Origin of the sequence: Streptomyces tubbatahanensis (assembly GCF_022699385.1) — a bacterium.
GTDB classification, from domain to species: domain Bacteria; phylum Actinomycetota; class Actinomycetes; order Streptomycetales; family Streptomycetaceae; genus Streptomyces; species Streptomyces diacarni.
Window position 1 is genome coordinate 5031524 of the sequence record NZ_CP093846.1, and the last position, 12614, is coordinate 5044137.

A 12614-nucleotide genomic window follows, 5' to 3' on the forward strand; every position below is an offset into this window, starting at 1 on the left:
CGGGAACGGAGATACTAGGTGTGGGCATCGCCGCCGTCCGAAGCGAAACAGCGCTCCCGCGCGCCCGCGGCGGAGCCGGTGCACCGGCCCGCCAGCCCTAACGAGGAGGAACGACAGCGTGACGTACGTCATCGCGGAGCCTTGCGTCGACCTGAAGGACAAGGCCTGCATCGAGGAGTGCCCCGTCGACTGCATCTACGAGGGCCAGCGGTCCTTGTACATCCATCCGGACGAGTGCGTCGACTGCGGTGCCTGCGAGCCTGTCTGCCCGGTCGAGGCCATCTTCTACGAGGATGACACTCCCGAGGAGTGGAAGGACTACTACAAGGCGAACGTCGAGTTCTTCGACGACCTCGGCTCGCCCGGCGGCGCCAGCAAGCTCGGTCTGATCGAGAAGGACCACCCGCTCATCGCCGCGCTCCCGCCGCAGGAACACGACGAGTGAGCCACGTCGCCTGAACGACGAGCGAGCCGCTCCACGGCGGCTCCTCGACCCCCGGTCCCGTACGTCGGTCCCACGCGTCCGCTCGTGCGGGACCGCGGCGTTGCTGCGGCTGTTGCCCCAGGCGGCTGCCCTCCCCAGGCGGCCGTCTCCCCAGGCGGCCGTCTCCCCAGAAAGTGAGCCCCATGCCCTCCGTCTCCGACCGCCTCCCCACCTTCCCCTGGGACCGGCTAGAGCCGTACAAGACCACAGCCGCCCAGCACCCCGACGGCATCGTCGACCTGTCCGTCGGCACCCCCGTCGACCCGGTGCCGCCGCTGATCCGGCAAGCGCTCACCGAAGCCGCCGACACCCCCGGCTACCCCACCGTGTGGGGCACGCGTCAGCTGCGGGACGCGCTCACCGGATGGTGCGAGCGCCGCCTGGGGGCGCGCGGAATGACGGAACGCAACGTCCTGCCCGTCGTCGGTTCCAAGGAACTCGTGGCCTGGCTGCCCACCCAGCTCGGCCTCGGCCCCGGTGACCGGGTCGCCTTCCCCCGGCTCGCCTACCCCACCTACGAGGTCGGGGCACGGCTCGCCCGCGCCGAGTACGTCGCCTACGACGACCCGCTGGAACTCGACCCCGCCGGGCTCAAGCTGCTGTGGCTCAACTCCCCGTCCAACCCCACGGGCCAGGTGCTGCCCGCCGAGAAGCTCCGCGCCGTCGTCGCCTGGGCCCGCGAGAGGGGCATCCTCGTCCTCAGCGACGAGTGCTACCTGGAGCTCGGCTGGGAGGCGGAACCCGTCTCCGTCCTCCACCCCGACGTGTGCGGCGGCAGCCACGAGGGCATCGTGGCCGTCCACTCCCTCTCCAAGCGCTCCAACCTCGCCGGATACCGCGCCGCGTTCATCGCGGGCGACGCCGCCGTCCTCGGCGAACTGCTCCAGATCCGCAAGCACGGCGGGATGATGACGCCCGCACCCGTGCAGGCGGCGACCGTCGCCGCCCTCGGCGACGACACCCACGTCGCCGCGCAGCGCGACCGCTACCGTGCGCGCCGCACCGCGCTGCGCGGGGCGCTCGAGGCCGCCGGATTCCGCATCGAGCACAGCGAGGCGTCGCTGTACCTGTGGGCGACGCGCGAGGAGTCCTGCTGGGACACGGTGGGCAGCCTCGCGGACCAGGGCATCCTCGTCGCCCCGGGTGACTTCTACGGGCCCGCGGGGGAGAGCCACGTCCGCGTCGCCCTCACGGCGACGGACGAGCGCGTGAACGCGGCGGTCAGCCGGCTGAAGGGCTGAGCCGGCCACCGGTCCCACCGCGCGAGCACGCGCGAGGGCTGAGCATGCGCGGGGTGCGGGCTGAGCACGCGCGAGCGCTGAACACACGAAAGGGCCGCCCGGCCATGGAGGTTCGGGCGGCCCTTGTCGTGTGCCGAGCGTGCGGGCGCGGGTTCGTGGAGCGCGGGGGCCGGGGCCCGGCGGGGTTCCGGAGCCCCGGAACCCACGCGTCCGAGCGGTGAGCAGCCGGCGTGGCGAGGGCCGCGCCGCGCGTCCTCGCGGATCAACCGAGGGGGAGGCCCCCCAGGTTGCCGGTGGAGGGCAGGCCCTTGCCCGTCGCCGAGGACGCGGTGTCGCCGAGCAGGTCACCGGCCTCGCCGGCGGTGTTCCCCGCGAGGGACTGCGCGGCGGGCGCGACGGTCTTGCCCGTGCTGCCGACGGCCTTCCCCGCGGCGGGGACGGCCTTCTCGACGGCGCTGCCGCCGGCCTCGCCGGCCAGCTCGGTGGTGTCGCGGGCCGTCTTGTCCAGCGTGTTGCCGACGCCCTCGCCGTCCAGGTTGCTGAGACCGCCGACAGGGGCGGCCGGCAGCTCCACGGCGCTCGCGGCACCGGCAGCACCGACGACGGTGGCAGCGCCGGCTGCCGTCAGCAGCGCGGTGCGGGCGATCCGGCGCGTGAGGGGGAGGGACATGGTGCTCCTTTGACGGAGAGGGGTTCTTGGCGTGTCAGCCGGGGTCGCCCGGTCAGACGCTGTGCCTATCGGCCGGAGCGCCACGGAGGTTGCGGGAAGCGAGGGTAAAGGCTTGGCAAACCAGGTTTGCCGCGTGAGCCCTCAAACTGGGCATTTACCACCGGCGGTTGACCTGTACCGGAGAAGACGAAACGGCCCGCGGCCAGCGCCGTTCGCCCGCTCGGTTTCACCCCTCGCGGTGACCGTCACCCGAGCGACCGCGCGCCCGCGCGGTGGACCGGCTTCCCTCCCAGGAGTGAGCGTGGGTACTAGTGACCGGCGGCCAGCAGCAGCCGCACAGGCCCCCGCGAGGCACCGCCCTTGGCGTCACCCTCCCCCGTGGAGCGCCAGCCCTCCCCGGAGCGGTCGGCGCTCCACTCGCGTCCCCCGAACGAGATCCGCGTGATGTGCAGCCCCTCGGCGTTGGCGACCGCCCAGTGCGCCAGCTCCCAGCCCTGGCGCCGCCCCTCGGCCGGAACCGACACCGCCGGCTGCGCCTCGGCGTGCCCGGCCGGACGGACGCCGTGCGCGCTGCCCCCGCCCGCGGCGGACGTACCGACGCTGCCGGCGCCGTCGGCGAGCACGTCACGCCCGAACTCCCTGGTCAGCCGCTCCCGCACCTGTGCGGGATCACCGCTTACGCCCTTCTCGCGGGCCCCCGCCGTGCAGTTGAGCGTGGCGGCCTCCCGGCCGGTGAGCGCGGCCGTGAGCAAGGCGGCGTTCGTCTCGTGCTTGGCGTACGCCCGCGGGTAGCCGCTGCGCTGCACCCGCTGGGCCGCCACGGTCAGCGGCAGCCGCGCATACCCGGGGATGTCGACCAGATGGTCGTAGAACTTCCCCACCGCGTAGACGGGATCGCTGATCTGCGTGACCGTGCCCCAGCCCTGCGAGGGGCGCTGCTGGAAGAGGCCGACCGAATCCCGGTCCCCGTGGGTGATGTTGCGCAGCTGGGACTCCTGCATGGCGGTGGCCAGGGCTATCGTCACGGCCCTGCCCGGCAGACCGCGCCGGGAGGCCACCGCGGCGATCGTCGCCGCGTTGGCGGCCTGCACCGGCTTGAGCCGGTAGGACGGCGCGTCCTGTGTGCCGTCGGCACCACCGGCACCGCCGCCGGCGGAACGGGCCGTGCACACCGAGGCGTCCTCGCCCGTCATCCCGCGCACTGCCACGTAGGCGACCACGGTGAGCAACACGACGCAGGCCACACAGATCCGCAGCAGCACGCCGCGGCCCGTCGCACGGCTGCCGCGTGCGGGCGCGCGCGAGGAGGGATCAGATCCGAAGAGGGGCACGCGCACCAAGGTAGCCGCTGGAACAGACAGGACGTTTCGCCCGGGGCTCACCGCGCGGCGCGGCGCGCCCACCGTAGGGTGGCCCCATGAGCGACAGCGCACTCGACCTCCAGCAGGACGCCGCCCGGCTCACCGCGCGGCTCGTGGACTTCCCCTCGGAGAGCGGAACCGAGAAAGCGCTGGCGGACGCCGTCGAAGAGGCGTTGCGCGCGCTGCCGCACCTGCGGGTGACGCGGCACGGCAACAACGTCGTGGCCCGCACCGACCTCGGCCGCGCCGAACGCGTCATCCTCGCCGGGCACATCGACACCGTCCCCATCGCCGACAACCTGCCCTCGCGGCTGGACGACGAGGGCATGCTGTGGGGCTGCGGCACCAGCGACATGAAGTCCGGCGTCGCCGTGCAGCTGCGCATCGCCGCGACCGTGCCCGAACCCAACCGCGACCTCACGTTCGTCTTCTACGACAACGAGGAGGTCGCCGCCCACCTCAACGGCCTCGGCCACATCGCCGACGCCCACCCCGACTGGCTGGCCGGCGACTTCGCCGTCCTGCTGGAGGGCTCGGAGGCCGAGGTCGAGGGCGGCTGCCAGGGCACCCTGAGGGTCCACCTGCGCACCCGCGGCGTCCGTGCGCACTCGGCACGCGGCTGGATGGGCGCCAACGCCATCCACGCCGCGAGCCCGATCCTCCAGCGGCTGGCGGCCTACGAGCCGCGGCGGCCCCTGATCGACGGACTGGAGTACCACGAAGGCCTCAACGCCGTACGCGTGGAAGGCGGCGTGGCCGGCAACGTCATCCCGGACCTGTGCACCGTCACCGTCAACTACCGCTACGCGCCCGACCGCGACGAGCAGCAGGCGCTCGACCACGTGCGCGAGGTCTTCGCCGGATGCGGCGTGGACGAGTTCGAGGTCGACGACAGCTCCCCCGGCGCCCTGCCGGGCCTCTCCCACCCGGCCGCCCGCGCCTTCCTCGACGCCGTCGGCGGCCGCCCGCGCCCCAAGTACGGCTGGACCGACGTGTCCCGCTTCAGCGCGCTGGGCGTGCCCGCCGTCAACTACGGTCCCGGCGACCCGAAACTCGCCCACAAGAGGGACGAACGGGTGGACACCGCGCTCATCACCCGATGCGAGGAGCGGCTGCGCCGCTGGCTCACCGACTGACAGCGCCGGCGGCCCCGCGGGCGCGCTGCCGCGGGTGGCCCGGCCCGTCACCTCGCCGTCCTTCGCCTCGCCGCCTCACCTCGCCGCCCTTCACCTCGCGGTCAGCCGGCCGTCGTCTCGCGGCCGCGCGATTTCCCGACGGCCTTCCCCGCCGTCCGCCTACCCTGAACGGGAAAGATCGCAGACGGAAAGAGAGCCGTACATGACCGACAAGAGCGGCAGGGAGCCGAAGGAACAGCGCCTGGGCCCCGTCGTGCGCCGCCGCGAACAGGTACAGCCGGGGACCACCGATCAGCGGCTGCTGGACACCGCGGGCCCCTCCGACTTCATCCACCAGGACCCCTGGCGGGTGATGCGCATCCAGTCCGAGTTCGTGGAGGGCTTCGGCGCCCTGGCCGAACTCGGCCCCGCCATCAGCGTCTTCGGCTCAGCCCGCACCCCCAAGGACGCGCCCGAGTACGACAAGGGCATCCGGATCGGCAAGGCGCTGGCCGAGGCCGGGTTCGCGGTCATCACCGGCGGCGGCCCGGGAGCCATGGAGGCCGCCAACAAGGGCGCCCTGGAGGCGGGCGGGACCTCGGTGGGGCTGGGCATCGAGCTCCCCTTCGAGCAGGGCATGAACCCGTACGTCGACATCGGCATCAACTTCCGGTACTTCTTCGTCCGCAAGACGATGTTCGTCAAGTACGCCAGCGGATTCGTCGTCCTGCCGGGCGGCCTGGGCACCCTGGACGAACTGTTCGAGGCGCTGACCCTCGTCCAGACGCAGAAGGTCACCCGCTTCCCGATCGTGCTGTACGGCACCGAGTACTGGAAGGGCCTGGTCGACTGGGTCCGCGGCTCGGTCGTCTCCACCGGCAAGGCGTCCGAACGCGACCTGGAACTCTTCCACGTCACGGACGACATCGAGGAGGCCGTCACCCTGGTCACCAAGGAGGTCGGCGGCTGAGGGCCGCCCCCCGCCGGGCCGACTGGAGCCCGGCCCCCGCACGCGCGGATGGTCAGGCCAGGCCCCGGCGGGCCACCGCCGGGGGGCGGTGGCCCGCGATGGAGGCGACCATCTCCAGGACCTGCCTCGTCTCGGCGACCTCGTGCACGCGGTAGACCCGTGCGCCCAGCCACGCGGAGACGGCGGTGGTGGCCAGCGTGCCGAGCAGCCGCTCCTTGACCGGGCGGTCCAGGGTCTCGCCCACGAAGTCCTTGTTGGACAGCGAGACCAGCACCGGCCAGCCCGTCTCCGTCATCCGGCCCAGCTCGCGGGTCGCCTGGAGCGAGTGGCGGGTGGACTTGCCGAAGTCGTGCCCCGGGTCGATGAGGATGCCGTCCCGCCGCACCCCGAGCCCGGCGGCGCGTTCGGCCAGGCCGAGCGTCACCCGCAGGATGTCGTCCACGACCCCGCTGGGGCCCGAGTCCCGGGCTCGTTCCGGCGGCGCGTACACCGTGCGGTGCGGGCGGGTGCGCGGCTCGGCGCCGCCCGCGTGGGTGCACACCAGGCCGGTGCCGTACCGTGCCGCGACCTCGGCCAGCCGCGGGTCCACCCCGCCCCACGCGTCGTTGAGCAGGTCGGCGCCCGCCTCGCAGACGGCCTCGCCCACCTCGTGCCGCCAGGTGTCGACGCTGATGACCACATCGGGCCAGCGCCGCCGTACCTCGGCGACGAAGCCGACGGTGCGGCGCACCTCCTCCTCGGCTGTGACCTCGTCACCAGGCCCGGCCTTCACGCCGCCTATGTCGATGATCGCGGCGCCCTCGGCGACGGCCTGTTCCACCCGGTCGAGTGCCGGCTCGTCGCGGAAGGTGGCGCCGCGGTCGTAGAAGGAATCCGGCGTGCGGTTCACGATCGCCATGATCACCGGCTCGTGCTCACCGAACTCGCGCGTGCCCAGGCGCAGCATCACCCGTCCACTTCCTCTCCGCGGTGCCGTCCCGGCCCGCACCCGCGTGGCCTGCGCACCGATACCCGCCGCCGACCATAGCTGTCGGTGGGCCGTGGCACGATCGGGGTCTGCTCATCATCAGGCGATCGCTCGGGGAGTCGTGCCGTGTTCGTGTTCCTGTTGCTCTCGCTCGTCGTGGTCGTCGCCGCGGTCACGCTCGCCATCGTGGCCGGTGCCGAGCGGTCCGGGGCGTCCCCGCGCGGCGCGCCGGGTGGCCTGGCCGACGCCCCGCCGGATCTGCTGGACGAGCCGCTGCCGCCCGAGCGTCCCGCCACGCACGCGGACGTGGCGGGGCTGCGCCTCGCCGTGGGCGTGCGGGGCTACCGGATGGACCAGGTCGACGACGTCCTCGACCGCCTCGGCGCCGAGCTCGCGGAGCGGGACGCCCGCATCGCCGAGCTGGAGTCGGCGCTGGCCGGGGCCCAGGCCGTGGCGATGGGCCGGGGCGAGGGCCACCGCCTGACGAAGGAAGAGCCGCGGGAGGGTCCCGCCCAGGGCGGCCAGGAGGCGGGGGAGCGATGAGCGCCGACACGGACACCGGCACCGACGCGCGTACGGGAGCCGGTCCCCGTAGCGGTACCGGCGGGGACACCGGCGCAGAGGGCGGGGCCGTTGCGGGCCCCGACGGCCGCCTGCGCTGCCCCTGGGGCAGCACGACGGAGGACTACGCGGTGTACCACGACACCGAGTGGGGCCGGCCGGTGCACGGTGACGACGCGCTGTACGAACGGCTGTGCCTGGAGGGCTTCCAGTCGGGCCTGTCCTGGCTGACGATCCTGCGGAAGCGGGAGGCGTTCCGTGCCGCGTTCGCGGGGTTCCACATCCAGGACGTCGCGCGGTTCACCGAGGAGGACGAGCGGCGGCTGCTCGCCGACCCCGGCATCGTGCGCAACCGCGCCAAGATCCGCGCCGCCCTCGGCAACGCCCGGGTGGCGGCGGCGTGGGAGCCCGGCGAGCTGGATCGCCTGGTGTGGTCGTACGCCCCCGACCCGGCCGGGCGCCCGGTGCCGCGGACGACGGCCCAGGTGCCCGGAAGCACGCCCGAGTCGACGGCGCTCGCCAAGGAGCTGAAGAAGCGCGGTTTCCGGTTCGTGGGCCCGACGACCGTCTACGCGCTGATGCAGGCGTGCGGGCTGGTCGACGACCACCTGGCGGACTGCTGGGTCACAGGACGCACGTGAGCGAGGGGAACGAGCACTGAGTGGCGCGGGCACCGTGGGGTGCGGGCGGGCACCGTGGGGTGTGCGCCCGGTGCCGGGGCGGCCCGGGCGCGGAGGCGGCCGCAGGCTCTCAGCGTCCGGTGAAGCGGGGCTCCTCCTTCTTCACGAAGGCCTCGACGGCGATCCGGTGGTCGGCCGAATCCCCTACCTGAATCTGGAGTTCGCACTCCTTGGCGAGGGTCTCGGCCAGCGAATGGGAGGACCCGTAGGCCAGCGACTCCTTGAGCGCCGCGTACGCGGCGGTCGGGCCCTGCGCGAGCCGGCGGGCGACGGCCTCGGCCTCGGCGGCGAGTTCGGCGGCGGGCACGACCCGGTTGACGAGTCCCAGCTGGAGCGCCTCGTCGGCCTTGACGTTGCGCGGGAAGAGCAGCAGATCGGCGGCGCGTGAGGGGCCGACCAGCCGCGGCAGGGTCCAGGAGACGCCCGAGTCCGCGGTCAGGGCGACCCCGGCGAAGGAGGTGTTGAACGCGGCGGTGTCCGCCATCACGCGGTGGTCGCAGGCGAAGGCGAAGCCCGCGCCCGCGCCGGCGGCGACGCCGTTGACGCCCGCCACCACGGGTTTGGGCATGCCGGCGAGCGCGAGGGTGATCGGGTTGTAGTGCTCCTCGACCGTGGTCAGGGCGCTTCCGCCGCTGCGTTCCAGGAACCCCGTGTGCTCCTTGAGGTCCTGGCCGACGCAGAAGGCCCGTCCGTTGCCGGTGAGCAGTACGGCCCGCACCTGGTGGTCGGCGGCGGCCTGCTGGAGGGCGTCGCGCAGGGCGTTCTTGATCTCGTTGTCGAGGGCGTTCATCGCGTCGGGGCGGTTGAGGGTGACCGTCGCGAGGCCCTCGTTCACTTCGTAGCGCACGGTGTCGGACATGCGCTCAGCATCCCCCAGATCGCCGGTACCGGACAGGGGCCCCACCGGGGCCGGCGGGGCGGCCGGATGTGACCTGCGTCAAACCGGTGGGCGTCGAGCGGAGAGCGGGAGCGGGGCAGTATCGCAGGCAGATCGCCGCATTGGGCGGTTTTGTGCGTGATCGAGCCGGAAGAGATGCGGACTGATGTTGGTCATCGGGTCCTGCGATGCGGGATAATGGTCGGGAAGCAATGTGTTCGATGCCGGTGAGGCTGCGCCTGTTCACGTGCCCACGGCGCGATCGGCTGGTTCAGGAAGGGGAACGAGCATGGCGGCCATGAAGCCGCGGACGGGTGACGGCCCGCTCGAGGTGACCAAAGAGGGGCGGGGCATCGTCATGCGCGTTCCGCTCGAAGGCGGTGGGCGACTCGTCGTCGAGCTGACACCGGACGAGGCGACGGCTCTCGGCGAGGAACTGAAGAAGGTCTGCGGCTGACGACCAGCCGGTCAGGACCACCACAGAACGACCGCTGCCCCGGGGCGCACGCGCGCACGCGTACGCCCCGGGGCGCTGTCGTCCCACGCGGTCGCCGGCCGCGCCCCGCGCGGCGCGGGGACAGATCCCGCCCCGCGCGGCACAAGGGCAGATCCAGCCCCGCGCCGCACAAGGGCAGATCCAGCCCCGCGCCGCACAAGCGGACGGTCACTCACCGCGTTTGACCGCACACAGCAAGCCGTCGCCGACCGGCAGCAGCGAGGGCACCAGAACGGTGCTCTCGTGCACCGTGCGCAACAGCTCCCGCAGTCGCAGGACTTCGGCGGGCGGGACCGCGGAGTCGCCGGTACGGCCCTCCGTGAAGACCCCGGCGAAGCAGATCAGTCCGCCCTCGCGCAGCAGCCGCAACGATTCGGCGAGGTAGTCGAGGCACTCCGCGCGGTCTCCGTCGCAGAAGACGAGGTCGTATCCGCCGTCCGCGAGACGGGGCAGCACGTCCAGGGCGCGGCCGGGGATGAAGCGGACCCGGTTCCCGCCGTTGCCCACGAACCCCGCGGCCCGGAAGGCCTCGCGCGCGAACTGCTGGCGCTCCGGCTCGATGTCCACCGTGGTGAGCACTCCGTCGGGGCGCATCCCGTGCAGCAGGTGCAGGCCCGAGACGCCCGTACCGGTACCGATCTCGGCGACCGCCTTGGCTCCGGCGGTCGCAGCCAGCAGCCGCAGCGTCGCCCCGGTGGCAGGCGAGACCGAGCGCAGACCGACGTCCTGGGCCCTGGCGCGGGCCCAGCGCAGCGCTTCGCTCTCGGCGCTCTCGACCAGCTCGGCGCCGTACGCGTCGGCGAGCGCCCAGCTCGTCTGCCGGTTGCCGGTAATGGCCCTCTCCTGTCCCCGTCCTCCACGCAATCGTGACTGTATCCGTTGGCCCGGGAACCTGCTGATGGGACTGGGCGTTGAGGAGGGAGAGACCGGCATGCGGCGGTCGCCAAAGCCGGGCAAAGACGCTTATCCGGAGCTAACGGGAGATGTGGCTATGGTAGGGGCTCCAGTGGACACCACCAGAGCCGACAGGGGAGGTGCGGCTGCGAGCCGGGACCGCGGCGTCTTCGCCAGAATCCGCCGGTCCGCGGGGCAGCCGAAATCCGTGACCAACACTGCTGACCAGGCCCGCTCCGCCGATTCCGCGACGACGGCGACCTTCGAGACCGCCGCGGACGCCCAGGCGTGGACCCCTCCCTCCTGGGAGGAGATCGTCAGCACCCACAGCGCCCGCGTCTACCGGCTCGCCTACCGCCTGACGGGCAACCAGCACGACGCCGAGGACCTCACCCAGGAGGTCTTCGTCCGCGTCTTCCGCTCGCTGTCCACCTACACGCCGGGCACCTTCGAGGGCTGGCTGCACCGCATCACCACCAACCTGTTCCTGGACATGGTCAGGCGCAAGCAGCGCATCCGCTTCGACGCGCTCGCCGACGACGCCGCCGAGCGGCTGCCCAGCCGCGAGCCCACGCCGCAGCAGCACTTCAACGACACCCACTTCGACGCGGACGTCCAGCAGGCGCTGGACACCCTCGCTCCCGAGTTCCGCGCCGCCGTGGTCCTCTGCGACATCGAGGGCCTCTCCTACGAGGAGATCGCCGCCACCCTCGGCGTGAAGCTGGGCACGGTCCGCAGCCGTATCCACCGCGGCCGCTCCCACCTGCGCAAGGCACTCAAGCACCGGTCGCCCGAGGCCAGGGCCGAGCAGCAGCGCGCGCTGAGCGCGGCGGTGCCGGCCGCCCGGGCCGGGGAGGTGAGTGCCGGGTGACTCCCGCGGAACACCACCTCGGGGACCGTCTCGCCGCCCTCGTCGACGGCGAGCTCGGCCATGACGCGCGCGAGCGGGTGCTCGCCCACCTGGCGACGTGCGAGGGCTGCAAGGCCGAGGCCGACGCCCAGCGCCGGTTGAAGAACGTCTTCTCGGCCGCCGCACCACCACCGCCTTCCGAAGGCTTCCTCGCCCGGCTCCAGGGGCTGCCCGCGACCGATGCGCTGGGCCCGCAGGGGCCGGACGACTTCGGCCCGGGCCCCGGCGGCCCGGGCGCCTCCCCGGCCGAGCGCGGCGAGCTGGGGGCTCTCGCCGTCGCCGGGCTGTCCGGCGGTTCCGAGCGTTCGCCCTGGGCGTTCGAGTATCTGCCGGTCAGCGGAGCGGGGCGCGGCCCCCTGACGCCGCAGCGGGGCTTCCGGATACACGAGACGCCCCGGGTGGACCGCCCGGAGCGACTCGGGACCACCGAGCGGGAGCGTGCCGAAAGAGAGCGCTCCGCCTCCCGCGGGCGCCGCTTCGCGTTCGCCGCGGCGGGGGCGTTCTCCCTCGCTGCCCTCGCCTTCGGCGGCACCCTCGCCGCGGGGGCCACGGGCGGCGGCACCGGTGCGGGGGGCGACAGCCCGTCGGCGAACTCGGTGCGCTCCACCGGCTCCACCGGCTCGGGCGGGGGCCTGCGCGACACCAGGCGCCGCGGTGGTGAGCCGCGCAACGGCGCCCTGAGCGCCCGCACGGCCCCGGGCCCGACCTTCGCACCCGCCACCGCACGCGGGGCGGCCGCTCCCCGCGCGCGGCTGACGGCGCCGGTGAGTCTCTTGCAGCGTTCCGCGTCCGCACAGCTCTCCCCGCTGTCCGCGCTGCACCCCCGCCGGCTGTCGCCTTCGATGGATCTGGCGGGATGGTCGAAGCAGGACAGCCCGGCGGAGGCCCTGCGGGCGCTGAGCGGGGAAGGGAAGTCCTCCTCGAAGGCGCCGGAGGGCAGCCCGCCCGCTCCCGGTGCGGGGCAGGCCCAGCGCGCCGCGGGGCAGGACGATCCGACGGTGCTGCGTTCCCTCCCCGGCCGCGCGCCGCTGGCCACGGGCGCTGACCCGGCTCCTGCGACAGCCGCGGCCACCCCGGCGGGACGCTGAACCTGGCGCCGCACCCGCTGCTTCCCCGGCCCTCACCTTCGGTGAGGGCCGGATGCCGTGTGCCGGGCGCGCGGCGTCCCGGCTCGGCCGGGGTCGCCCCCTGAGGTGGTCCGGGTCGCGCCGTGTTGACGCCCGCTGTGCGGGACAGGGCGCACCTGGTTGAATCCTCCTGACCCCCTCGTACCCTGCGACGCGCCCCGCCACGGACGCACCGTGTGAGGTGCTGTCCCGGCTGGCGGCGGCGTCCGAGCCGGGAGGCTGGATGAAGCGGGGAAGAGGGAGCAGTGCGGGCGACCAGCT

Annotated in this window: 14 protein-coding genes; 9 read left to right on the forward strand and 5 right to left on the reverse strand. The window is 73.6% G+C overall.

Translation table 11 applies throughout. The annotated features are described in order from the left end of the window. The first annotated feature begins 118 nt into the window (after positions 1 to 118). Both fdxA and dapC read left to right on the forward strand, forming a co-directional pair. Positions 119 to 445 (forward strand): ferredoxin, encoded by a 327-nt coding sequence (gene fdxA, locus MMF93_RS21715; protein ID WP_016469573.1) that lies wholly within the window; start codon positions 119 to 121, stop codon positions 443 to 445. 182 nt (positions 446 to 627) lie between these two features. Continuing rightward, a complete protein-coding gene (gene dapC / locus MMF93_RS21720) occupies positions 628 to 1725 on the forward strand; it encodes a succinyldiaminopimelate transaminase (protein WP_242754085.1) in 1098 nt (365 codons plus the stop codon). Positions 1726 to 1987: 262 nt separating this feature from the next. On the opposite strand, the gene MMF93_RS21725 is transcribed toward dapC, so the two are convergent. Beyond that, a complete protein-coding gene (locus MMF93_RS21725) occupies positions 1988 to 2395 on the reverse strand; it encodes an ATP-binding protein (RefSeq protein WP_242754087.1) in 408 nt (135 codons plus the stop codon). A gap of 308 nt (positions 2396 to 2703) precedes the next feature. Then, positions 2704 to 3639: a VldE C-terminal domain-containing protein gene (locus MMF93_RS21730; RefSeq protein WP_242757697.1), complete on the reverse strand. Its 936-nt coding sequence runs from the start codon at positions 3637 to 3639 to the stop codon at positions 2704 to 2706. Positions 3640 to 3812: 173 nt separating this feature from the next. On the opposite strand from MMF93_RS21730, the gene dapE reads away from it, so the two are divergent. Together dapE and MMF93_RS21740 are read left to right on the forward strand one after the other, a co-directional pair. Beyond that, positions 3813 to 4892, forward strand: coding sequence for a succinyl-diaminopimelate desuccinylase (gene dapE / locus MMF93_RS21735; protein WP_242754089.1), 1080 nt, complete (start codon positions 3813 to 3815; stop codon positions 4890 to 4892). A gap of 202 nt (positions 4893 to 5094) precedes the next feature. Next, positions 5095 to 5841 (forward strand): LOG family protein, encoded by a 747-nt coding sequence (locus tag MMF93_RS21740; protein ID WP_242754091.1) that lies wholly within the window; start codon positions 5095 to 5097, stop codon positions 5839 to 5841. Between the two features lie 52 nt (positions 5842 to 5893). Here MMF93_RS21740 and folP read toward each other — a convergent pair whose 3' ends face one another. Further along, complete coding sequence (gene folP, locus MMF93_RS21745) at positions 5894 to 6787, reverse strand: dihydropteroate synthase (protein WP_242754093.1); 894 nt, start codon at positions 6785 to 6787, stop codon at positions 5894 to 5896. Positions 6788 to 6934: 147 nt separating this feature from the next. Between folP and MMF93_RS21750 the strand changes: the two genes are divergently transcribed. Continuing rightward, a complete protein-coding gene (locus MMF93_RS21750) occupies positions 6935 to 7351 on the forward strand; it encodes a DivIVA domain-containing protein (RefSeq protein WP_242754095.1) in 417 nt (138 codons plus the stop codon). Then, on the forward strand, positions 7348 to 8010 hold the full coding sequence (locus MMF93_RS21755) for a DNA-3-methyladenine glycosylase I (protein ID WP_242754096.1): 663 nt from the start codon (positions 7348 to 7350) through the stop codon (positions 8008 to 8010). Before MMF93_RS21750 ends, MMF93_RS21755 begins: the two co-directional genes overlap by 4 nt. A 109-nt stretch (positions 8011 to 8119) precedes the next feature. On the opposite strand, the gene MMF93_RS21760 is transcribed toward MMF93_RS21755, so the two are convergent. Beyond that, a complete protein-coding gene (locus tag MMF93_RS21760; protein WP_242754097.1) occupies positions 8120 to 8908 on the reverse strand; it encodes an enoyl-CoA hydratase/isomerase family protein in 789 nt (262 codons plus the stop codon). A 307-nt stretch (positions 8909 to 9215) separates the two neighbouring features. On the opposite strand from MMF93_RS21760, the gene MMF93_RS21765 reads away from it, so the two are divergent. Continuing rightward, positions 9216 to 9383, forward strand: a complete 168-nt coding sequence (locus tag MMF93_RS21765) for a DUF3117 domain-containing protein (RefSeq protein ID WP_016469583.1) — start codon at positions 9216 to 9218, stop codon at positions 9381 to 9383. A gap of 207 nt (positions 9384 to 9590) precedes the next feature. Here MMF93_RS21765 and MMF93_RS21770 read toward each other — a convergent pair whose 3' ends face one another. Further along, positions 9591 to 10286: an O-methyltransferase gene (locus MMF93_RS21770; protein ID WP_114023765.1), complete on the reverse strand. Its 696-nt coding sequence runs from the start codon at positions 10284 to 10286 to the stop codon at positions 9591 to 9593. Positions 10287 to 10413: 127 nt separating this feature from the next. Here MMF93_RS21770 and sigE point away from each other — a divergent pair, with 127 nt between their 5' ends. Both sigE and MMF93_RS21780 read left to right on the forward strand, forming a co-directional pair. Further along, on the forward strand, positions 10414 to 11187 hold the full coding sequence (gene sigE / locus MMF93_RS21775; RefSeq protein ID WP_242754098.1) for an RNA polymerase sigma factor SigE: 774 nt from the start codon (positions 10414 to 10416) through the stop codon (positions 11185 to 11187). Beyond that, on the forward strand, positions 11184 to 12314 hold the full coding sequence (locus MMF93_RS21780) for an anti-sigma factor family protein (RefSeq protein ID WP_242754099.1): 1131 nt from the start codon (positions 11184 to 11186) through the stop codon (positions 12312 to 12314). The genes sigE and MMF93_RS21780 overlap by 4 nt, the downstream gene beginning before the upstream one ends. Positions 12315 to 12614 lie beyond the last annotated feature (300 nt).

Coding starts and splice junctions, on each gene's coding strand:
- dapC (WP_242754085.1), top strand. CDS start 628: ATGCCCTCCGTCTCCGACCGCCTCCCCACCTTCCCCTGGGACCGGCTA.
- MMF93_RS21725 (WP_242754087.1), bottom strand. CDS start 2,395: ATGTCCCTCCCCCTCACGCGCCGGATCGCCCGCACCGCGCTGCTGACG.
- dapE (WP_242754089.1), top strand. CDS start 3,813: ATGAGCGACAGCGCACTCGACCTCCAGCAGGACGCCGCCCGGCTCACC.
- MMF93_RS21740 (WP_242754091.1), top strand. CDS start 5,095: ATGACCGACAAGAGCGGCAGGGAGCCGAAGGAACAGCGCCTGGGCCCC.
- folP (WP_242754093.1), bottom strand. CDS start 6,787: ATGCTGCGCCTGGGCACGCGCGAGTTCGGTGAGCACGAGCCGGTGATC.
- MMF93_RS21755 (WP_242754096.1), top strand. CDS start 7,348: ATGAGCGCCGACACGGACACCGGCACCGACGCGCGTACGGGAGCCGGT.
- MMF93_RS21760 (WP_242754097.1), bottom strand. CDS start 8,908: ATGTCCGACACCGTGCGCTACGAAGTGAACGAGGGCCTCGCGACGGTC.
- MMF93_RS21765 (WP_016469583.1), top strand. CDS start 9,216: ATGGCGGCCATGAAGCCGCGGACGGGTGACGGCCCGCTCGAGGTGACC.
- sigE (WP_242754098.1), top strand. CDS start 10,414: ATGGTAGGGGCTCCAGTGGACACCACCAGAGCCGACAGGGGAGGTGCG.